This window comes from Priestia sp. D51, assembly GCF_053345675.1.
Genome location: NZ_JBLTIR010000004.1, coordinates 243,130 through 263,128 on the forward strand (window position 1 = coordinate 243,130; position 19,999 = coordinate 263,128).

The 19,999-nt window shown below is 39.4% G+C and carries 20 protein-coding genes and 1 riboswitch; of the genes, 5 read left to right on the plus strand and 15 right to left on the minus strand.

Annotation, left to right across the window (positions count from 1 at the left end):
• The first annotated feature begins 59 nt into the window (after positions 1-59).
• The gene (locus ACNHOZ_RS17980; RefSeq protein WP_013082979.1) at positions 60-566 is read left to right on the plus strand and encodes a hypothetical protein; all 507 of its coding nucleotides are present in this window, start codon (positions 60-62) and stop codon (positions 564-566) included.
• A gap of 97 nt (positions 567-663) precedes the next feature.
• On the opposite strand, the gene ACNHOZ_RS17985 is transcribed toward ACNHOZ_RS17980, so the two are convergent.
• Positions 664-2,163, minus strand: a complete 1,500-nt coding sequence (locus ACNHOZ_RS17985; protein ID WP_255900698.1) for a UDP-N-acetylmuramoyl-L-alanyl-D-glutamate--2,6-diaminopimelate ligase — start codon at positions 2,161-2,163, stop codon at positions 664-666.
• Between the two features lie 457 nt (positions 2,164-2,620).
• On the opposite strand from ACNHOZ_RS17985, the gene ACNHOZ_RS17990 reads away from it, so the two are divergent.
• Positions 2,621-3,229 (plus strand): DNA-3-methyladenine glycosylase, encoded by a 609-nt coding sequence (locus ACNHOZ_RS17990; RefSeq protein ID WP_028413513.1) that lies wholly within the window; start codon positions 2,621-2,623, stop codon positions 3,227-3,229.
• A 67-nt stretch (positions 3,230-3,296) separates the two neighbouring features.
• Here ACNHOZ_RS17990 and ACNHOZ_RS17995 read toward each other — a convergent pair whose 3' ends face one another.
• The 5 genes from ACNHOZ_RS17995 to ACNHOZ_RS18015 all read right to left on the minus strand — a co-directional run bounded on the left by ACNHOZ_RS17995 (position 3,297) and on the right by ACNHOZ_RS18015 (position 8,188).
• The gene (locus ACNHOZ_RS17995) at positions 3,297-4,265 is read right to left on the minus strand and encodes a sugar phosphate isomerase/epimerase family protein (RefSeq protein ID WP_028413514.1); all 969 of its coding nucleotides are present in this window, start codon (positions 4,263-4,265) and stop codon (positions 3,297-3,299) included.
• Position 4,266: 1 nt separating this feature from the next.
• Complete coding sequence (locus tag ACNHOZ_RS18000; protein WP_255900695.1) at positions 4,267-5,271, minus strand: Gfo/Idh/MocA family protein; 1,005 nt, start codon at positions 5,269-5,271, stop codon at positions 4,267-4,269.
• Between the two features lie 12 nt (positions 5,272-5,283).
• Positions 5,284-6,309, minus strand: a complete 1,026-nt coding sequence (locus tag ACNHOZ_RS18005; protein WP_255900693.1) for a Gfo/Idh/MocA family protein — start codon at positions 6,307-6,309, stop codon at positions 5,284-5,286.
• Between the two features lie 32 nt (positions 6,310-6,341).
• Positions 6,342-7,067: a ThuA domain-containing protein gene (locus ACNHOZ_RS18010; protein ID WP_028413517.1), complete on the minus strand. Its 726-nt coding sequence runs from the start codon at positions 7,065-7,067 to the stop codon at positions 6,342-6,344.
• Positions 7,068-7,156: 89 nt separating this feature from the next.
• Positions 7,157-8,188 carry a LacI family DNA-binding transcriptional regulator gene (locus tag ACNHOZ_RS18015; protein ID WP_048021153.1) on the minus strand — a complete coding sequence of 344 codons (1,032 nt, stop codon included), beginning with the start codon at positions 8,186-8,188 and terminating at the stop codon, positions 7,157-7,159.
• 250 nt (positions 8,189-8,438) lie between these two features.
• Between ACNHOZ_RS18015 and ACNHOZ_RS18020 the strand changes: the two genes are divergently transcribed.
• Entirely contained in the window at positions 8,439-9,014 is a 576-nt protein-coding gene (locus ACNHOZ_RS18020) for a cell wall hydrolase (protein WP_028408694.1), read from the plus strand.
• Between the two features lie 29 nt (positions 9,015-9,043).
• Here the strand turns inward: ACNHOZ_RS18020 and ACNHOZ_RS18025 are convergent, their stop codons facing one another.
• From ACNHOZ_RS18025 to ACNHOZ_RS18035, 3 genes are all read right to left on the minus strand, one after another.
• Positions 9,044-10,378: a sodium-dependent transporter gene (locus ACNHOZ_RS18025; protein ID WP_028413519.1), complete on the minus strand. Its 1,335-nt coding sequence runs from the start codon at positions 10,376-10,378 to the stop codon at positions 9,044-9,046.
• Positions 10,379-10,554: 176 nt separating this feature from the next.
• Positions 10,555-10,737, minus strand: a complete 183-nt coding sequence (locus ACNHOZ_RS18030; RefSeq protein ID WP_013056847.1) for a hypothetical protein — start codon at positions 10,735-10,737, stop codon at positions 10,555-10,557.
• A gap of 301 nt (positions 10,738-11,038) precedes the next feature.
• Positions 11,039-11,785, minus strand: a complete 747-nt coding sequence (locus ACNHOZ_RS18035; protein WP_028413520.1) for a TspO/MBR family protein — start codon at positions 11,783-11,785, stop codon at positions 11,039-11,041.
• Positions 11,786-12,011: 226 nt separating this feature from the next.
• A riboswitch (TPP riboswitch) is annotated at positions 12,012-12,110 on the plus strand.
• 95 nt (positions 12,111-12,205) lie between these two features.
• On the opposite strand from ACNHOZ_RS18035, the gene tenA reads away from it, so the two are divergent.
• Positions 12,206-12,895 carry a thiaminase II gene (gene tenA, locus ACNHOZ_RS18040; protein ID WP_048021155.1) on the plus strand — a complete coding sequence of 230 codons (690 nt, stop codon included), beginning with the start codon at positions 12,206-12,208 and terminating at the stop codon, positions 12,893-12,895.
• A gap of 27 nt (positions 12,896-12,922) precedes the next feature.
• Here tenA and ACNHOZ_RS18045 read toward each other — a convergent pair whose 3' ends face one another.
• Genes ACNHOZ_RS18045 through ACNHOZ_RS18055 form a run of 3 tightly spaced genes read right to left on the minus strand, consistent with a single transcriptional unit; the run spans position 12,923 to position 15,431 of the window.
• Positions 12,923-14,323, minus strand: coding sequence for an aldehyde dehydrogenase (locus ACNHOZ_RS18045; RefSeq protein WP_048021156.1), 1,401 nt, complete (start codon positions 14,321-14,323; stop codon positions 12,923-12,925).
• 13 nt (positions 14,324-14,336) lie between these two features.
• Positions 14,337-14,639 (minus strand): ArsR/SmtB family transcription factor, encoded by a 303-nt coding sequence (locus ACNHOZ_RS18050; protein WP_033578848.1) that lies wholly within the window; start codon positions 14,637-14,639, stop codon positions 14,337-14,339.
• A gap of 12 nt (positions 14,640-14,651) precedes the next feature.
• Entirely contained in the window at positions 14,652-15,431 is a 780-nt protein-coding gene (locus tag ACNHOZ_RS18055) for an SDR family NAD(P)-dependent oxidoreductase (protein WP_028413524.1), read from the minus strand.
• Positions 15,432-15,739: 308 nt separating this feature from the next.
• Between ACNHOZ_RS18055 and ACNHOZ_RS18060 the strand changes: the two genes are divergently transcribed.
• Positions 15,740-16,972, plus strand: a complete 1,233-nt coding sequence (locus ACNHOZ_RS18060; protein ID WP_028413525.1) for a helix-turn-helix domain-containing protein — start codon at positions 15,740-15,742, stop codon at positions 16,970-16,972.
• 74 nt (positions 16,973-17,046) lie between these two features.
• Here the strand turns inward: ACNHOZ_RS18060 and ACNHOZ_RS18065 are convergent, their stop codons facing one another.
• From ACNHOZ_RS18065 to ACNHOZ_RS18075, 3 genes are all read right to left on the minus strand, one after another.
• Positions 17,047-18,534, minus strand: coding sequence for a phytoene desaturase family protein (locus tag ACNHOZ_RS18065; RefSeq protein ID WP_048021162.1), 1,488 nt, complete (start codon positions 18,532-18,534; stop codon positions 17,047-17,049).
• A gap of 116 nt (positions 18,535-18,650) precedes the next feature.
• Positions 18,651-19,241, minus strand: a complete 591-nt coding sequence (locus ACNHOZ_RS18070) for a superoxide dismutase family protein (RefSeq protein WP_028413527.1) — start codon at positions 19,239-19,241, stop codon at positions 18,651-18,653.
• A gap of 188 nt (positions 19,242-19,429) precedes the next feature.
• Positions 19,430-19,915, minus strand: coding sequence for a YusW family protein (locus ACNHOZ_RS18075; RefSeq protein WP_028413528.1), 486 nt, complete (start codon positions 19,913-19,915; stop codon positions 19,430-19,432).
• Positions 19,916-19,999 lie beyond the last annotated feature (84 nt).

A 19,999-nucleotide genomic window follows, 5' to 3' on the forward strand; every position in this document is an offset into this window, starting at 1 on the left:
ATTAAAACAGACTTTGCCAAGCAGATGTTTCATACATTGTTAAACGGAGGTGAAATTCGTTGAAGAAAGTTTTATTTTGTCTTGTCCCTCTTTTGTTTTTATTATCCGCCTGCTTTAGTGATCCTGTTCAAGATGATTTAATCGATTATAACAATCAAGATTTAAAGAAAGCGGCTCAGCTTGAAAAAGAGGCGATTGACGCATACGATTCCGTTACAGGCGCTAACTACACAAGTGACGCTGTTATGTACGATACGATGACGAGTGAAGTCATTCCTACCTATCGTAAATTTGTTGACGAACTGGAAAACATCGATGTAGAAACCGACGATCTTCGAAAGGTTCATGAAGGCTATATAAAGGCTGCCAATACCCAGTATAATGCTTTTATTAAAATTGTCAGTGCTTTGGAAAAGCAGGACCGCAACCTTATTGCTGAGGCAAACGCTATGCTTGATGAAGCACGAAAAGGTATACGCGATTACAATGCAGCTATTAAAAAGCTGGCTAAAGAACATGATGTAAAAATTGAAGAACCAAAAACACAGCGCGAAAACAGCCTATAGTTCCCATGCAAAAAGAAGGTCTCTAAAAACAGTAAGAGACCTTCTTTCGTATGATGTTTCAATTTCTCCACGTTCGTTCAATAAATGAAGAAGAATATCAGGAAATATTGCTTAACGATGCATAATAAGAGGCAATAATGTCTTCATCTGAATGCGGAATTTCGTTTCCTTTTACAAGCTGAGCGCCGTTAATACAGCCGCTTGTAAGTAAAATAATATCATTCGCCTTTCCCAAAGAAAGCGACTTTAATACTCCTTCTGTTCGAGTAGGGGCGCGGTGAATATTGCTTGCGCTCGGATTCGAAAAACCTGTCATCACTTGATCTACAATTACGTTGGGATCATGATAACCTGGATGATCAACCGTTACGATAATTTCATCAGCTTTTCCTTCAATGGTACGCGCCATTTTAGGCATTTTATTAAAATCTCGAATGCCGATCCCTGCAATCATGACAATCAGCTGGTTATACTCCATCTTTTTTACTTCTTCTACCAAACGCATAAGGGCAACGGGCGTATGGGCATAGTCTAAAATCACTTTTTGGTTATTAGGACCTTCTATCACCTGAAATCGCCCTTCTGGACTTTCCAATTGAGGAAGTACGCTAATAATATCTTCAATGTGGTATTCAAAGTGAACAGCTGTACCAATGGCCGCTAGCACGTTAGCAATGTTGTAATCACCATATACAGGCACTGCTACTTTGTATGACTGTCCTTTATAAAGTAAATCAAAGAAAGAGCCTCCTTCTTTGACGGTGATGTTTGTTGCTTGCAGAGTTGCCTCCTTGTTATTTAATAAACTATACGTGACTTTAGGTCCTTCAAATACCCTGCTTAAGTCTTTTCCCATGTCCTGATCATCTATATTAATAACGGCATGTTTGGCCTGTTGAAATAATTTCATCTTGCATTTTTTATAGTGCTCAAACGTTTTATGATACTCTAAATGTTCTTCCGATAAGTTTGTATGAATGGCTACATCAAAATAAATATTTTCTACTCGCTGCTGATCAATCGCAATCGAAGATACTTCCATCACTGCCGCTTCATCACCTCTTGTATACAAATCATAAAAAATTTTATGCAAGTCTACCGACTCAGGTGTTGTAGGCGTACTTTTTTTATAAACTAACTTCTGCTTTGATGACCAAATGCCGGTCGTTCCAATCGATCCTGTTGGCAATTTTAAAAGAGTTAAAAGCGACCTTACGTAAGCTGCTACGGTTGTTTTGCCATTTGTACCTGTAACGCCAATTGTCTCAATTTTTTCATCCGTATAATCAAAATACATTTTAGAAAAAGACGCCATTACTTTGCGAACGTCGTCAACAGCTAAAAACGTACAGTGAGAATACTGAGTGCTCAAAAGACGAAGCTCCTCGATGCTTGTCCCAAAGACTGCTACGGCTCCTCTAGCTATAGCTTCTTTAATATATTGATGTCCATCTTCATTTTCACCTTTTATACTAAAAAATACGGATCCGTCGTGAACTTGTTTTGAATGATATGTGAGATGGGTGATTGTTTGAGATGCAGGCCCAAAAATATGTTTAATTGATAAATTCGTTAATGTATCAAAGTGGATGTTCATAGCTATTCCTCACAGTGTATAAATTTTATTTTTAATATGTTCTAAAATCCCTTAAATACTCTTTGAAGGATATTTTTTCTTTATCTCCATTTATAAAGAGCTTTCTACAATTCAATCTTTTTATTTTGCTTTCATGTGTAGAACGAAAATAAAGAAAAGACGGATCACTATTTTTAAAAACTAAAAGCATGTAAAATATGGATGAACTGTGTATATCATACCAGCAACAAAAGCAAAGTATTGTAGTAAAATATTCCCCCTACACGTGCAAAACGAAACCCTTCTTTAAAATAATTTCATAGAGTAAGTTGAATCATGATAAATACTTGAACGTGGGTAAGAAAGACTACTGTATGAATCAGTCCCTCCCTTTGCAAAATAACAAAGAAAACATCATAATAAAAGATGCGCAATAACAGCGTGAATGACTTTGCTTTGAAAGGATGGACTACAGCAAATGACGCGTTCTCTTTTAGCGATTGAACCACTTCCTCTTTCGTTTTATCAACAGCCTACGCTTGAACTAGCCCAGTCGCTGTTAGGATGTCTTCTTGTTCACGAAACGGCAGAAGGAGCTGCATCTGGTTTTATTGTGGAAACAGAGGCTTATAAAGGGCCTTTCGACCGAGCAGCTCATAGCTTTAATAACCGGCGCACAAAAAGAACAGAGGTAATGTTCGGTCCTCCTGGTCATGCCTATACGCATACAATGCATACACATTGTTTACTCAATGTTGTAAGCAGCGACATCGATTGTCCAGAAGGCGTCCTCATTCGAGCTATTGAGCCATTTAGCGGAAAAGATTTGATGAAAACTAGACGTCGAGGGATGGAAAATGAAATAAATTGGACAAACGGTCCTGGGAAACTAACAAAAGCACTAGGGGTTTCAATGGATTTGTACGGTCATGATTTAACCACCCCTCCTCTTTATATTGCTCGTGGCTTCACTCCTTCAGCGATTTCCGCCGGACCTCGCGTTGGCATTGATAATTCTGGTGAAGCGAAGGATTACCCTTGGCGCTTTTGGGTTACCAATCACCCGTTTGTATCGAAATTCAGGTGAACAAAAGGCAAATAATTTATCAACGAAAATAAAAGAAGCACCTCTTTTTAGAGATGCTTCTTTTTGCTCACGCCCACCACATTTGTGAGGGAGTTTCTTCAATTAATACACTTTGTAAGTTTGTAACCGCGCGTTTAAATCCTTCTTCAATCGACATGATTGGATCTTCATGCTCAATGCTGACTACATAATCGTATCCGTATGTGCGAAGGGCACTCATCATATCAGACCACTCTTTTACATCATGTCCGCATCCTACGGATCTAAACGTCCATGCACGCGTTTGGACTTCTCCGTATGGCTGCATATCCGTTAGTCCATACATGTTAATATTATCCTGGTCCAAGTACGTATCCTTTGCATGGAAATGATGAATCGCATTTTCTTTTGCTAAAATTTTAATAGCTCCTACCGGATCAATTCCTTGCCACCATAAATGACTTGGATCAAGGTTAGCGCCAATCGCTGGACTTGTTTTTTCGCGAAGCTTTAGGAGCGTATACGGAGTATGAACTAAAAATCCACCGTGAAGTTCTAAACCAATTTTTACGTTATGCTCCTCCGCTAGTTCTCCAATTTCTTTCCAATAAGGAACAAGCTTATTTTCCCACTGCCAATTCAATACGTCTCCATACTCGTTAGGCCAAGGAGTAACAGGCCAGTTTGGGTACTTCGCTTCTTCGTGATCTCCTGCTGTTCCAGAAAAGCAGTTAACTACTGGAACATCTACTAATGATGCTAGTTGGATGGTCTTGCGAAGCGTTTCGTCAGATTCTTTTGCAAAACTTGCCTCAGGTGAAATAGGATTGCCGTGGCAGCTAAATGCGCTGATTGTAAGTCCGCGGTCTTTTATCTGCTTCATATATGCTTCTCTTTTTCCCTCATCTTCAAGCAGCTCATCTAGCGGACAATGGCTGTTTCCCGGATAGCCTCCCGTTCCGATTTCAACAGCATGAAGACCTGCTGATTTTACTTTATCTAACATCTCTTCAAAAGAAAGATCCGCAAATAAGACCGTGAATACTCCAAGTTTCATTTTAATTTCCCCCTGTGCGATATATTTCATCAATAATAGCTGAGACTTGAAGCGCTTCTTGTGGCTTTACTACTAATTCAGCATTTCCTTTACACGCTTCAACGAAATTTTTAGCCTGACTTAAGCTGTAATCATCTTCTCCATCTATCCAAGGTGACGTACTGTTCATGAGCATACCGTTTTTGGACGTGTATAGTTCAAACGGAAACACGCTTAAACCGCCCTCTACCCCTGATATGCTTACGTGCTCTTCATCATCTTCGATATTAGCAGCCCAAGAAGTTTCTAAAAGAAGCGACGCTCCATTTTCAAATTTAATATAGGCCGTTACATGATCATCCACACCGAATGTTTCATGATCAAATGCTCCCCATTGATTTAATTGGTTAGGCGTTTTACTCAGGTCATTATATGTACTTCCCAGTACTTCAGTATGCTTTGGGTTTCCCATTAGCCAAAGCGTTAAATCAAGCAAATGGCAACCGTAATCAATTAAGCTGCCTCCTCCTTGAAGATCTTTGTTCGTAAATACTCCCCAACCGGGAACCTTACGGCGACGCATTGCTCTGACACGTGCAGCTAATGGACGCCCTACCTCTGTCATCATTTTTTTTGCAGCCTGCGCTTCTTTCATGAATCGGTAGTGATACGCAATCGCTAACTGCTTACCTGATTCTCTAGCAGCAGCAAGCATTTCTTCACCTTGCTCTTTAGACATCGCCATCGGCTTTTCACATAGAACGTGAACGCCTGCTTTTAGCGCTTCTACTGCAAACTCGGCGTGAAATTTATTCGGTGTACAAATACATACAGCATCCACTTCTTTAAACATATCTTTGTAATCAACAAATACGTGAGGGATATTATGTTCATTGGCTACCTCTGTGGCTCTTTCACTATTAATATCGCTAAGCCCCCAAATCACACATTCATCACCCAGTTGTTTGAATGCTGGGATATGCCTGCTTACAGCAATCCCTCCTGCTCCGATTATGCCAATTCTCACGTTTTTCACCTCTTACACGCGCGTAATTTGTTTCGTTTGACTTGATTTTAAAGCTGCTAAAATAACAGCAAGTGATTTTAATCCTTCTTCACCAGGAACCGGAGATTCTTTATCTTCTGCAACTGCATCTACAAATTGTTCAATGACGTGAGAATTACTTTGTCCGCCTTCATCGTTCGACTGGATTTTTCCTAATTCATAGTTCACCACTTCACCCGTTGCATATTGTGCAACTAATGAATACGTCGGATCGTCCTCTAAACGAAGAATCCCTTTCTCGCCGTAAACAATCGTGGAGTTATCTTCTTTTCCATTGTAAGCCCAGCTTGCCGCAAGCGTCCCGATAATCCCGCTTTCCGTTTTTAATACGCACACAGCATTGTCGTCTACATTTGCAAAGTCTTTTGCATTGCTTTCCACGAATGCACCGACTTCTACAATTTCTTCATTTAATATGTAGCGGAGCATATCGGTTTTATGAACGCCTAAATCCCCCATAGCACCAATAAACGCTTCGTCTTTTTTGAAGAACCAGCTTTCTTTTCCGTCCACGCTCCAGCCTTCAGGACCACCGTGGCCAAAAGCCGTACGGAAACTATAAATTTTACCGATTTCCCCTTTTTCAATAAGTTCACGAGCTTTTTGATGAGAAGCTACAAAGCGCTGATTATGTCCGATCATTAGTTTTTTACCGTTTGTTTTTGCTGCTTCAATCATCGATTTCGCTTCTTCTTCTGATGTTGCCATCGGCTTTTCACACAGAACATGAACTCCGCTGTTTAACGCTGCAACCGAAATAGGCGCATGAAGATAATTGGGCGTACATACGCTCACTGCTTCCACTGTACCGCTTGCTAAAAGTTCTTCATAGTTTGTGTACGCTTTTACACCGTACTGCTGTGCTACGCTGTTTGCACGTTCTGTGTTTATATCGCAAACGGCTACTAATTCTACTTGTTCATTCATCTTATATTCTGGTAAGTGACGGTGTTGCGCAATGCTTCCGCACCCAATAACGCCAATTTTTACTTTTGCCATCTTTCCTATCCCCTTTGCTTAAGCATTATTCATTAGTTTTTAACAGCGATTGATTCAAGCGGTTGCGCATTGCCGTAAACAGGACGTTTTCTCTCTGCTGGCTTCGCCCATTTAATAGCATTCATAATGACACGCTGAATGTCTTTGTTATGGTATGTTGGATATGTTTCATGTCCAGGTCTGAAATAAAATACTTTTCCGTTTCCGCGTTTGTACGTGCAGCCGCTTCTGAAAATTTCTCCGCCTTCAAACCAGCTCGTGAAAATCAGTTCATCGGGTGCTGGAATATCAAAGTGCTCTCCGTACATTTCTTCACGCTCAAGCTCGATAAATTCACCAATACCTTCCACAATCGGATGGCTCGGTTCTACTACCCACAAGCGCTCTTTTTCATCTGCTTCACGCCATTTTAAGTCGCAGCTTGTGCCCATTAACGTTTTAAAGATCTTGGAAAAGTGACCCGAGTGTAAGACAATAAGCCCCATACCGTCTAGCACGCGCTGCTTTACTTTCTCAACGATGTCATCTTTTACTTCGTCATGCGCTAAGTGACCCCACCATACTAAAACATCCGTTTGATTTAATACTTCTTCAGTCAACCCGTGTTCTACTTCGTCTAATGTTGCTGTGTGCGTACGAAATCCTCCTTCTTCTAAAAAAGAAGCGATGGCACCGTGAATGCCTTCAGAGTAAATTTCTCTTACAACCGGATTTTTCTGTTCATGACGATTTTCGTTCCATACTGTAACATTAATCATTTTCATATCCCCTTTTTTTGTGAATGCTAACTTATATCCCCTTTTTTTATCAATGCTAAACTTTGGTTAACCGGTTAACTTACTGTGGTTCACTCGCGCTTAGCAGTCGAATCTCGAATAACAAGTTCAACCGATAATTTTACATGCTGCAGCGTGCTGAAACGGCGTTCGATTGCTTGAATAACAGACGTCGCGGCGACGACTCCTTTGTTAAATACATCTTGACGAATGGTTGTTAGACTTGGAGATGCATAGCTGCTAAACGTGATGTCGTCAAACCCTACGATTGAATAGTCCTGCGGAATTCTTTTCCCCTTTTCTTGCAGTGCTTTCATAATTCCAAGCGCCAGCGTATCAGAAGATGCAAAAACCGCCCGAATATCCTTATGATCTTGCAACAGCTTGTTTCCTAAATTGTAACCGTTATCAAATGAGCTTTCGTTCACTTCAAAAACAAACGTCTTTGATGGTGTAATGCCCGCTTCTTTTAATGCTTTCTCGTAGCCTATATACCTCTTTTTATCCACTGGACTATTGACGAGGTGATGAGCAACAAAGGCAATTTCTTTATGCCCCAAACTCACTAAATGTGTTGTAGCGAGATATCCTCCATACTCATCGTCTACCGAAATATGATGATAATCACGTTCGCACTTTTCATATGTATCTACTAACACAATCGGATTCGATAACGCTTTCATTTTTTCATATAATCGATGCGGGAAGGCTCCTAAAAACAGAAGACCATCAATATTTCTCGTTCGAATCCATTTTAAGCAATCAGCTGGGCTACTCACTCCAGATATGACTAGATCGTAACCATGCTTACGGATTACATATTCAATTCCACTAATCATTTCACTGTAATAATGGTTATCTTTAAATATAGTAGAAAGTGAATCATCTGTAAGCGGGAACATCACGCCAATCATATTTGACTTTTGTTTCGAAAGACTAACGGCGGTTAAATTTGGTTCGTAGTTTAATTCTTTTACCGCTGTTAAAATTCGCTCTTTTGTTTCATCGGATACTTTGTTAATTCCGTTTAAGACGTAAGATACTGAAGCTGCAGACACCCCTGCATGCTTTGCTACATCACGAATCGTTATCTTTTCTCCCATAAAATCTCTCCAGTTAAACGGTTAACTATTTACTCGTTCATTATAATTCACTCCTTTATTATCAGTCAACGTATTTTTCAAATTATCTGTTAACTATTATAATATCTTCCTAGATTGGTATGTTTTAAGCAGTGACAAGATGTATTGACACCTGTTAATCTTTGAAACGTACATATAAAGTTCGGTGCACAGCACGCACCGATCCGTGATAAAAGGGGCGTTCAAAAGGATTTCAGGAGGTACTTACTTTATGTTTAAGAAACTAGCAATTATTGGAGCACTAGCAGTTCCTATGTTCGGCATGAGTCACGGGGCAAATGCCGCTGAAACAACCCATCGCGTAAAAGCCGGAGAGACTCTTTACAAGATTGGCGCTGAATACGGCGTTACGGTTAAACAGTTAAAAGAAGCGAATCACAAATCTACCGACTCTATTAATGCAAATGAAACATTAACAATCCCTAACTCTATTAGCGAAAGCGATAAAGAATTGTTAGCTCGCCTTGTACAAGCTGAAGCAAAAGGTGAACCTTACGCTGGCAAAGTGGCTGTAGCAACAGTCGTTTTAAACCGCGTGGATAGCGATTCTTTCCCAAACTCTATTCATGATGTCATTTATCAAGGTACACAGTTTACACCTGTACAAAACGGTGAAATTAATAAAGCAGCGGATGCTGAAGCAAAAAAAGCTGTAAATGAAGCACTAGCGTTTAGAGGTCAAGGAAAAGGTTCGTTATTCTTCTTTAACCCAGATAAAACAAGCGATCAATGGCTTCGTCAAAAACAGGTTACGATTACAATCGGAAATCACGTTTTTGCAAAATAAACAAAAAAGCACTCAGATGAGTGCTTTTTTTAATATGCAACAAGTAAGCTTAACAGAACAGCTATAATAATAATAGGTAATACATATTTAACTAGAAAGAACCATGCGTTGAATAATTTAGCGCCTTTTGTACTTCCTGAAATAAACTCTTCATACACGGCTTCTTTTTTCATTTTAAATGTCACAAAAATTGCAATGGCTAAACTTCCAAGAGGCAGCATTAAATTGCTCACAAAAAAGTCAGCTACGTCAAATATACTTCTGCCAAAAAGTGAGACATGTTTTAGTACACCAAACGAAAGCGCTGATGGGATACCTACTACAAACACAAGAATCCCTGCTAAAGAAGCGTAGCGAGTTCGTTTTGTCTGATCGTCTTTGGTTAAAGCAGCTACGATAATTTCCAGCAGTGAAAAAGCAGACGTAAGCGTAGCAAATAGAAATAAAATTAAAAACAGTGCTAAAAAGACGGTGCCAAACGGCATTTTCTCAAATACTGTTGGCAAGACCACAAACAAAAGTCCAGGTCCTTCGGTTGGCTTTAATCCGAATGAAAAAACAGCTGGAAAAATAGCCAAGCCTGCAAGCAGCGAAACAAACAAGTTCAAAATAGCAATGGTGCCAGCTGAACGCGTCAAGCTTACTTTTTTCCCTAAATAAGAGCTATATGTCACCATGCAGGATAATCCTACGCAAAGCGAGAAAAACGACTGACCGAGCGCATAGAGAACAGATGACCCTGTAATGGCTGAAAAATCCGGTTTTAAAAAGAACTTTACTCCGTCCATAGCTCCGTCTAATGTTAAAGAGCGAACCACAATGATAATAAAACAGATAAATAACAGCGGCATCATGTATTTATTAGCACGCTCTATGCCTTTTTGTACGCCTTTTGAAATAACAAACACTGTAATTAATAAAAACAGCGCCTGTGCACCTAATACCACATAAGGTTGGCTAATGACGGCATTGAACAACGGACCGTACTCTTTTCCGCTTAGCATACCGGTTACGCTCATAATCGTATATAAAATCACCCAGCCGCCAACGACGCTGTAAAAGGAAAGCAAAACGACACAGCTGAGTACTCCCAGCCTGCCAATCCATACCCAAGCGGACTTTGGAGCAATTGCTTTATAAGCACTAATCGCTTCTTTTCCCGTATGTCTTCCAATGATAAATTCTGCCAACAGAAGCGGCAATCCAATAAAAATTGTAAATAAAATAAACAACGCAAAAAATGCTCCACCGCCACTGGTTCCGGTTACGTATGGAAATTTCCATATCGCTCCTAGACCAATTGCTGCCCCAGCAGATGCTAAAATAAAACCGAGGCGTGAAGACCACTGATTTCCTTTACTCATATAATGTTACTCTCTCCTCTTCTAAACTCAAAACTCACCTGATTAGTACTGTACCATAAATGCAGAAGAAAATCATTCCCGTTTTACTTTTTTCTATAAAACGATATCTATATAGAATAGAAAAAATGAAGAAGCAGCTGCCTCTTCATTTTGAGTTTGATGTTTCTATTCAAAAATTATTCTCTGTACGATGATTCGTCTCCACGGTAGGCTTCTTGATTTGATATTTCTTCAATATGCATATGCCCTTCTCTCTCTAAACGAAGAACCGTACGCTCTGCATCTTCATAACTCTCGCACGTCACTTGTTTATATTCCATATCGTCTTTATCTGTGTAAGCCACTAAATATGTTTCCATTTTAACTCCTCCTATATAAACTATATGTAACGTATGTTGCCTTTTTCGTTTATTTCTAAACATATAGGCTCCAAACATAAAGCCTAGCATACTATAATAGCGGAACTTCAATTTAAAAAGTTGAATTTTTCATTATGCACCGATGCAACATGGAGGTTACGCTTATGACATTTATTTTATCATTCGTACCAATTGTTGTTCCTTTTGGTATTTTAATTAGCTTAATTGCTTTTACAGCTGCTTTTTTACAATCAAAAGAGCATCATAAAAAGCTCTAGCTTACAAAAGCTAGAGCTTCTTTTTAAAAACGTCTATAGCGTTTAATCAGTCCCACAATAATAGCAATTGCTAATAAAACAATCGAGATGATAACAGTAATGACAATTGGCTGATTTCCACTTTGTTTCACCGCAATGGCAATATAAGCCCAAATAAAAACAAGCGGATAAACAGCGTCTCGGTTTTTTAATGTAAACATAATGCCCAGCGCAGCCCCTACCAGCAGCATAATAATCGTCCATGCTAATTCATTTAGGCCAAGCAAGTGCTGTATTCCATTTGCTTGAAATACGACAAATACATTAACAATAGTCGCAACAGAAATCCATCCAAGATAAAGCGAAATCGGCAGACGCATAAACCATGTCGTCATCCGAGAATGCTGAATAATGGAATATACAATCATTAATGTGCCTAAAATAAAGAGCATAACTAAAAGGGATAACTTATAGTAATCGTTTTGGAAAATAAAGATCCACGCACTATTTAACAAACAGTTTAGAAAAAACCAAATGCCTATACGTGCATATATTTCTTTTTGATCTTCTCTTGCAAAAAATTGGCGTATAACCCAAATGGTTAATAACAAATAAATAACGCCCCAGATAGCAAAGGCATAACCGGCTGGTGTAAACAACGTAGGAACTTGCGCAGAAGCCTCTGCCGTTGTTTTGCCTCCTATTGGAATCGCATTTGCTAAATAATTCACAAGAAGTGTAATAGCCAAGCCTACTGTATTTAATACAGCATACAAACGAAATTTTGCCATTTTGTTCTCTCCTTTCTTCTATTTATATGAGAATGTTTCGGAGACGAAAACGGCTCTTCCCTTCATTAATACCTCTTCTTCCCTAAAAATATGCATTTTTAAACAAAAATGATTAAAAATAGCTTCAAGAAGCTACCTCTTTAAGAGATAAAAACCGTTAGGGAACAATTTTCCATAACGCTTTCTATTTTTCAGAATATATGGTAAGTTAAACATAGACTAATAGGAAGTCCACTAGGGGTGCCGACCGGCTGAGACAAGTTTTCTTGATCCCTTTGAACCTGATCTGGCTCATACCAGCGTAGGAAAGTGGCAATGTTCAGTTTTGTACTGTCCTTTGCCACTCCGTTTATAAACGGAGTGTTTTTTATTTCCTTTATGTGCTTGTTTGTGACTTCCTCATATTAAAGGAGGATTTTGATGTCATTTTCATCTCAATTAAGACAAGAAGCAAACTATATTTACGAAGCCATTTTTAACCACCCTTTTATTAAAGGAATTGCTGAAGGAGACGTGCCAAAAGAGGCGCTTATTCACTACGTTTCTCAAGACTACGAATACTTAACAGCATTTGTCCGCATTTACGGCGCTGCTTTAACAAAATGCCGCACGCGTACCGAAATGGAAGCCTTTAATGCCGGCATTTCTACGGTATTACATAGTGAAGTACACCCTCATAATAATTTTTGTGACGTAGCAGGCGTACGCTATGAAGACCTCCACACTGAGGCTCTTTCACCAACGGCCAGCCACTACATTAACCATATGACAAGCGTTGCGCATACAGGCAGCTTAGCGGAAATCATTGCCGTGCTTCTTCCATGTCCGTGGACGTACGTTGAAATTGGCCAGCGCATTACGGAACAAGTAAATCCATCTCCTTCTCATCCTTTTTATGAATGGATTCAGTTTTATAATAATGAAGAAATGAATGGCACAACACAATGGTTTTGTAACAAGCTTGATGAACTCGCCGAACAAGCGACTGAAGAAGAACGTAATCGTATGAAAGATCACTTTATCAAAAGCTGTGAGCTGGAGTATTTATTTTGGGAAATGGCGTATACACAAGAAAAATGGCCGCTTTCTCAGCTTTCACTTTCAAAATAACGAAAAAGCCTCCTATCAGGAGGCTTTTTATTTCAATAATTTTTTAATCATTTTCAAGTTTTGTTTCTCTGAAGGATAGCGGAATGACAAATCAAACTTGGTTGTTTGAGACAGCATGCTTTTAAAATGAGAAAATGTCTGAAAGCTGTCTTTTCCATGATATTGGCCCGTACCGCTTTCTCCAACTCCGCCAAAGGGTAAATATGGCGTAGCGATATGCATAAGCGTATCATTTATACAGCCTCCTCCAAATGAAAGACGCTCCGTTATGACATTTTGTACATTTGCACTTTCCGTAAACAAGTAAAGAGCTAACGGCTTAGCTTTTTCTTGAACTTTATGAATAACTTCGTCTAGCGTTTCGTATTCAATCATAGGAAGAATAGGCCCAAAAATTTCTTCTTGCATAACGTCTGATGTCCAGCTTACTTCACTTAACACCGTAGGTTCTATTGTGAGCGTACTTTTATTATACCCGCCTCCAACTATAGCGTTTCCGTCTTTTAAAAACTCAACTAGCCGAATAAAATGGCGCTCACTGACAATACGGCCGTAGCGCTCACTTTCAAGCGGATTACTACCGTAAAATTGATAAATCGCTTCGCGAAGTTTCTCCACTAGCTGCGCTTTTACCTTTTTATGCACGAGCAAATAATCGGGAGCAACGCACGTTTGGCCTGCATTCATTCCTTTGCCAAACATAATTCGCTTCGCTGCAAGATCTAGGTTTGCATCTTCATGTACAATGCACGGACTTTTTCCTCCTAGCTCCAGCGTGACGGGAATAAGCTGCTTCCCTGCTTCTTGCATAATAATTTTCCCTACATTTACACTTCCCGTAAAGAAAATATAATCGAGGGGCTGCTTTAAAAGCATGCTCGTCGTGTCTACAGCGCCTTCAATCACCGTCACAAATGCGGGATCAAAAGCCTCAGCTAGTAATTCTTGTATAACCCGAGATACGCTAGGCGTTAATTCAGAAGGCTTTATAATCGCCGTGTTTCCAGCGGCAATCGCTCCTACTAAAGGAGACAGCGCTAATTGAAACGGATAGTTCCACGGAGCAATAATTAACGCGACTCCATACGGTTCAGGCACAATTTTCCCTTTAGAGCCCACGTGTGTTAAAGCGGTTTTTACTTTTTTAGGCTTCATCCATTTTGCTAAATGCTTAAGCGTAAACCGAATTTCCTCTAGTAAAATCCCAATTTCCGACGTGTACGCCTCTACTTCAGATTTATTCAAGTCTTGTTTTAAAGCATCCATAATTCTCTGCTCGTTTTGTTTGACTGCGTCTCTGAGCTTATTCAGCGCTTGAATGCGGCTGCTGATGCTCTTTGTCTTTTGTGCATAGAAATACTGCTTTTGTGTAGAGACAATATGTTCAATGACCGTTTCATCTGTGATATAGAATTGCTCGTGGTTCATCTCTTTCATCTCCCTATAAACATTCAGCTTCAACTGTAGCAAGCAAGCTTTTTAATAGCTCAACTGCCTCGTTTAAAGCCAATGAATAATATCTCTGCGTTCCTTTTTGCTCAATTTGCACAAGCTTTTGATCACGTAAAATTTTTAAATGATGAGAAATTGCCGGTCGTGATAAAGTAGACTCGTTTGCAATTTCATTAACGGTTAAAGGCTCTTTTTCCGCGAGCAGCAAAATAATATCTTGTCTTGCTGAATCACTTAGAGCCTGAAAAATAGGAATGCTGGCACGAAATAACTCCACTGCTTTTTCACTCATAAATATTCTCCTTTATTTAATTTCTTGTGTTCTGCGGACAACGGATGAAAGCCACTTTCTTGGTACAAAGCGCGGGATGAAGGTGGCGAGACGAAACTGTACTCCTGGTACGATAACCGTCTGCCCTTTCATAAATTTTTTATAGCCCGCTTTAGCAACTGCTTCTACATCCATTGCACCGCTTTGAAAAAGCTTAGAATTGCTCAGCTGAGCCCGGTCGCTAAAACCCGTTTTAGTTGGACCCGGGCATAGAGCACTTACCGTTACATTGGTACCTCTTAATTCATTTTCAAGGGCCTCTGTGAAAGATAATACGTACGCTTTTGTTGCGTAATACACTGTCATAAGCGGACCCGGCATAAATGCAGCAACGGACGCAATGTTTAAAATTTTCCCGTGATTTCTTTTGACCATATCGGGTAAAAATAATTTTGTTAAATGAGTTAATGCTCGGATATTTAAGTCAATCATGTTTAACTCTTCATCTAAAGCTGTTTCAATAAATTTACCGTATAGTCCAAAACCTGCATTGTTCACTAAATAATCAACGTGCATTTCTTTATTTTTAAGTTCTTCATACAGTGACTGTATCTCTTCTTCTCTTGATAAATCCTTTACAACCGTTATTACGTCAATATTATAAGTAGATTTTAAATTCTCTCTAATCGCTGTTAGTTTATCAGCACTTCTGGCAACTAAAATTAAAGAATGGCCATCCTTTGCGAATTGATAAGCTAACTCTTTACCTATTCCTCCGGACGCACCGGTGATGAGCGCATAATGCTGTGACATAGTGTTCACTCCTTATGTTTATATGTTCAAGAACTTAAACATTTAAACTTATCTTATAGGATTCATTTTTTCCCGTCAACTGTTTTCTATACTCTCCTTTTCTTTTATGTTTTCCATTTTTGCCATTTGCGCATTTCTGTACATTTTTTTACAAAATATGCGTTTTCTTTACATAGAAGGCTAATGTCGTCTAGTTTTGACAACCTTTGTCACCTAGCAGGAAAACAAGTGAAGATATGGTGAATACAACATACAACAAATAATCCATTACATAGTTGGATGAAAATAGATAAGGGAGGAAATGAAAAATGATGGAGACGTATACAATTAAAAAAGTAAGTGATCAATTAGAGGTAGAAAAGAAAACGTTAAAACAATGGGAAAAATTATTGGGCAGCTATTTAACAATTGAACGAGTAGATGGGGCCCGTGTCTATACAGAGGAACAAATTGAATTATTTAATGATATTAAACAGCTGTTTGATGAACAATGTACGTTAGATGAAGTCAAAGAATATGTTCAGCTGCTGATAAAGGAACAAGAAGAGCAGGAGCATTTAGTGATGGAATCAGAGGCAGCGGTTTCAAAAGAAGAAGAACCAGCAAAGTTGAAAACTGCTAAAAAAGAAAACGTCATTGATTTTCAAGAACACTCCAATAAACAAATGAAGCAAGAAAAGAAAAAAGCTGCTGAAAAGCAAGAAAGCATTTCAGAGAATAAGCAAGAGAAGACCCCTCCTATACCTGAAGCACGATTAGCTACTGAAGAAGAAAAGCAGGCTATTTCTGCTTCTATTGAAGAACCAAAACCAAACGACCTTGTCGTGAATGAAAAAGAGCTGCTTCAAGGGGAACTAGTAGAAGCTGTTCGCCGCTATGAAGATGTGTTTGAAGTACTTGATACGTTTAAAGCTGATTTGTTAAAAGAAATGCGAGAAGGAATGCGAAATGAAGTTCGGGAAGAAATTGTCGGAGAAGTAAAAAAAGAGCTTGAAAAAAGTGCTACTCAAACTGTAGAAATGGTGGAGTCGGTCGGGGCATATATCTCTGAGTCTTCAGAACGCAGCGCAAGAGATGTAGAAAATATGTCTAAAAAAATTATCCGTTCTAACGAAAAATCGTTTGATGAAGTCACTTCTTTGATTGAAGATTATTCAACAATTGCGGAAGAAAAAACAGAGGATATGCGCCTGTTCATGAAAGATGTCATGGAGAATGCGGATGAATCCTCTAAGGAAATGCAGTATTTATTAGACCGATTCTCAAGCAATTCTACCGTTGCAATGAATCAAGTAAAATTTATGGTTGAAAAATTAAATAATTCTTCAACTAATACGACAGAAGAGCTTCGTGATTTAATTGATTCGATGAATGAAGAACGAGTCTATTATTTGAAAGAAATGGAGAAAGAGCGTAAGCTTCATCGTCAAAGCGTAGCTGAACGCGAAGAAATGTTTAGTGATTTTGTCCAAACCTTCAGACAAACCGCCGCTGCTGATATGAAGCGAAAACGGAAGTGGTGGAAGCTGTTTCTCTCCTGAAAACACCGGCCCTATGATAATAGGGCCGGTGTTTTTTGATGGTATAAGCACTAGTAGTTTGTCTATACGAAACGTTAAGGTAACCTATGCTGATGAGACGTTATACTTTGAAAAGCATGATAGCCGCTTACCGATACGCCTATAGTCCCCGCTCCCGGAAACACTGTATCTCCGCACAGCCACAGCCCTTGTAAGCCGGATCGATGCGAAATGCTGTTGAACAAGGCATGATCTAACGTTTGCGGAAAGCCTCCCACTCCGCCGTTTGGGCGAGAAGTGAACCTTTCCCATGCTTTAGGAGCTCCTGAAATTTGATGCTCTGCTTCTTCAATGTTAGGAATGATAGTTTTAATTCCTGCTATCATTTTTTTCTCAAGAACTTGTTTTTGAACATCATAGGTTTCCTTGTTACTCCACTTGCTAAGCTCAATGTGAGTAGATGCTGTAATTGTACGCTTGCCTTCCGGCGCACGAAAACGATCGTCAGGATGAGACACGGAGATAAATAAATGATTTCCTTCCGTCATCTCGCCTTGTTCGGATTGAAGCACTTGCTGAAACAACTCTACCTTCTGCGGAAGATCTCTTTCATCAATCGCAACATACATCGAAAACGTTCCCCACTGCGGAAGCTCGCTTTTTTCTTTGGCCCTCTTATGGATATGTTGGTAATCTTCATCATGCAGTAAAGACTTTAAGCTTTGAATTGGCGCGTTGCATACAACGTCTGAAGCGCGGTAGCGGTTACCTCTATGATCATGCACGATCCACTCGTCGTTATCACGCTCTATCTTTACTACTTTCCTTCCTAGAGTCGTTTTTCCTCCGTTGGCTTTAATAGATTTTTGCAGGGCTTCTGCGACTTTGTATAAGCCACCGTTCACATAGAAAGCTCCTTCGTGATAAATATCCAACGCTAGACATCCGATAAGCATTGAACAGTTCTCACTCGTTGTCTGCATGCTGTCTATTAATTGACCATCAATAAAATGAATAAAGTCCGTTTCGTCTAGCAACCTGTGTTTTTTTAGTAAATGACTAAACGATTGATGAAAATAAGGTAATAACTTCACAGACCCAAGATTTAACGAACTTACCAGCCTACTCCACTCACCGATTGTGAGAGGAGGAAGAACCGGCAGCGGCCGCATGAGCTTGCGAATTTCTTTTGCAACTCTAAAAATACTTTCATAGAAGCTCCTAATATTCTTCGCTTTATGAGGAAATTGTTTTTGAAGATACGAAATATGCTGATACCGGTCTTGATAATAAATTAGTGTACGATGTGGAAGATGAACTTTCATGATTTTCTCAAGAGAAATCTTTTCAATTTCTAGGCCCAGGTACGTGCTGATTCGCTCATGGATCCCTCCGCGCTCAAACCCCATTCCAAGCGTCGCTCCGACAGGAAATGTATAGAGATGGCGCTGAAATTTCCCGGCACAGCCTCCCCACTCTCGAGAAGCTTCTAAAACCGTCACTTCATGGCCATGTTTAGCTAAAAGCGCTCCCGCTGTTAACCCACCTATTCCTCCACCTATTACAACAACTTGCTTATGCATGTTTTCACCTTCTTTAACTCTTTCTTCTATTGTGCAAAAAAAAGAAGCTCACCGCAATTTAGAAGCGGCTCGTTACGGCAATAAAAAAGCTGTGAATGATCTCACAGCTTTTTGGCTTATTTCGTAATCACTCCACAAACAATTCGATCTCCTGAGTTTCCTGAAGGATCTGTTGTGTAATCGTCTACTTTATCATGTATCACTAATGCCGACCCATCCATATCTATAAGAGAATTCGGCTTTCCTTCTTGCAACGTCACAAGAGAAGCAAAAATTTCGGTATCTACTTTTCCATTTGGCGCAACTTCTAAGTTGGGCAAGTCACCCGCATGCGGGCCTTTTGTATTTTTAAAGCCGTGTTCACGTTTAAAAGGATTAAAATGGGCCCCTGCTGTTTTGAAATCCGGCACCTCACATTTTCCTATTTCATGAATATGAAATCCATGTCTCCCGGGTGAAAGACCTTGAGCAGTTAATTTAATTTGCACACCGTTCTTTGCTTCTGTCAGCGTAGCCTCTCCTACTTTTTTGCCTGACGTATTCGTTAAATCTACTTTAACAGGTCCTACCGATACCTCGCTCGTTTCTTTCGCTTCCTCGGTTTTCAGGTGGTTTTCATGAGCGTTATTTTGCTCTTTTACCATGCTGCATGCTCCTAACAATAACAGAACAAAGACTACGCATCCGTTCATTATCAACTTTTGCATCCGTGATTCCTCCTTTTGCTTATTTATCACCATCCTTTCACTATTTTCCTTTTTTTAGACATCAAAAATAAGATTGAGACATACGTTCACCTTACCAAAGAAAAAATCCGAACGAGTTGGATTCTTAATGAAGAACCTCAATTCATCGTTCGGATTTTCCTTCAACTAAAATACTTTGTTTTAACGTCTTACTTTTGTTTAAAGTTGTATTCTTTTTCCGTTCCGTTTGAAAAACGAACTTCTAATTCAAACGACTGAAAATCTTTTTTTAGGCCAAACGCATCGATTACTTCCTTTTTTACATCTTCATCGGGGGTGCGCTGATCAAAATTTAACTTTTTAAATGTTGAAGATAATTTATTAAACGCTTTGTCTCCGTTCAAGTGCTCATCGTTAATATTATCATCCACTTTGGCTTCTATCTCATCGTTTTCATTTTCATAGTCGGCTTCATAATCATTATTAAGCCCCTTGTAGTCTACTTCTAAATCAAATTTTGAAAAGTTAAAAGATGTGTTTTCACTTTGATTATCATAGCTCATCGGCGTTCCGCCATTTGTCACGCCTTGTTTATTTTGAGCTTCTCTTGCGGGTGCCGCATCATCATTGTGGCATGCTGAAAGTACGCTCATACCTATAAGGGAAAAGAATATGAAAAAGGGTCTTTTCTTCATTGTATTTCCTCCTTTGACTTCACTCTTCCTTCCCTTTATGTCCACAAATTCAATTTATATACGCCTTCACTAGAAAACCCCGCT

Bases quoted from the DNA above. Each gene is read 5' to 3' on its own strand.
- ACNHOZ_RS18065 (WP_048021162.1), bottom strand. From the start codon at position 18,534: ATGCATAAGCAAGTTGTTGTAATAGGTGGAGGAATAGGTGGGTTAACA.
- ACNHOZ_RS17995 (WP_028413514.1), bottom strand. From the start codon at position 4,265: ATGAAACTTGGAGTATTCACGGTCTTATTTGCGGATCTTTCTTTTGAA.
- ACNHOZ_RS18030 (WP_013056847.1), bottom strand. From the start codon at position 10,737: ATGGAAACATATTTAGTGGCTTACACAGATAAAGACGATATGGAATAT.
- ACNHOZ_RS18010 (WP_028413517.1), bottom strand. From the start codon at position 7,067: ATGATTAATGTTACAGTATGGAACGAAAATCGTCATGAACAGAAAAAT.
- ACNHOZ_RS18020 (WP_028408694.1), top strand. From the start codon at position 8,439: ATGTTTAAGAAACTAGCAATTATTGGAGCACTAGCAGTTCCTATGTTC.
- ACNHOZ_RS18025 (WP_028413519.1), bottom strand. From the start codon at position 10,378: ATGAGTAAAGGAAATCAGTGGTCTTCACGCCTCGGTTTTATTTTAGCA.
- ACNHOZ_RS18015 (WP_048021153.1), bottom strand. From the start codon at position 8,188: ATGGGAGAAAAGATAACGATTCGTGATGTAGCAAAGCATGCAGGGGTG.
- ACNHOZ_RS18005 (WP_255900693.1), bottom strand. From the start codon at position 6,309: ATGGCAAAAGTAAAAATTGGCGTTATTGGGTGCGGAAGCATTGCGCAA.
- ACNHOZ_RS18050 (WP_033578848.1), bottom strand. From the start codon at position 14,639: ATGAGTGAAAAAGCAGTGGAGTTATTTCGTGCCAGCATTCCTATTTTT.
- tenA (WP_048021155.1), top strand. From the start codon at position 12,206: ATGTCATTTTCATCTCAATTAAGACAAGAAGCAAACTATATTTACGAA.
- ACNHOZ_RS18070 (WP_028413527.1), bottom strand. From the start codon at position 19,241: ATGCAAAAGTTGATAATGAACGGATGCGTAGTCTTTGTTCTGTTATTG.
- ACNHOZ_RS17985 (WP_255900698.1), bottom strand. From the start codon at position 2,163: ATGAACATCCACTTTGATACATTAACGAATTTATCAATTAAACATATT.
- ACNHOZ_RS18035 (WP_028413520.1), bottom strand. From the start codon at position 11,785: ATGGCAAAATTTCGTTTGTATGCTGTATTAAATACAGTAGGCTTGGCT.
- ACNHOZ_RS18060 (WP_028413525.1), top strand. From the start codon at position 15,740: ATGATGGAGACGTATACAATTAAAAAAGTAAGTGATCAATTAGAGGTA.
- ACNHOZ_RS18045 (WP_048021156.1), bottom strand. From the start codon at position 14,323: ATGAACCACGAGCAATTCTATATCACAGATGAAACGGTCATTGAACAT.
- ACNHOZ_RS17990 (WP_028413513.1), top strand. From the start codon at position 2,621: ATGACGCGTTCTCTTTTAGCGATTGAACCACTTCCTCTTTCGTTTTAT.
- ACNHOZ_RS18075 (WP_028413528.1), bottom strand. From the start codon at position 19,915: ATGAAGAAAAGACCCTTTTTCATATTCTTTTCCCTTATAGGTATGAGC.
- ACNHOZ_RS18055 (WP_028413524.1), bottom strand. From the start codon at position 15,431: ATGTCACAGCATTATGCGCTCATCACCGGTGCGTCCGGAGGAATAGGT.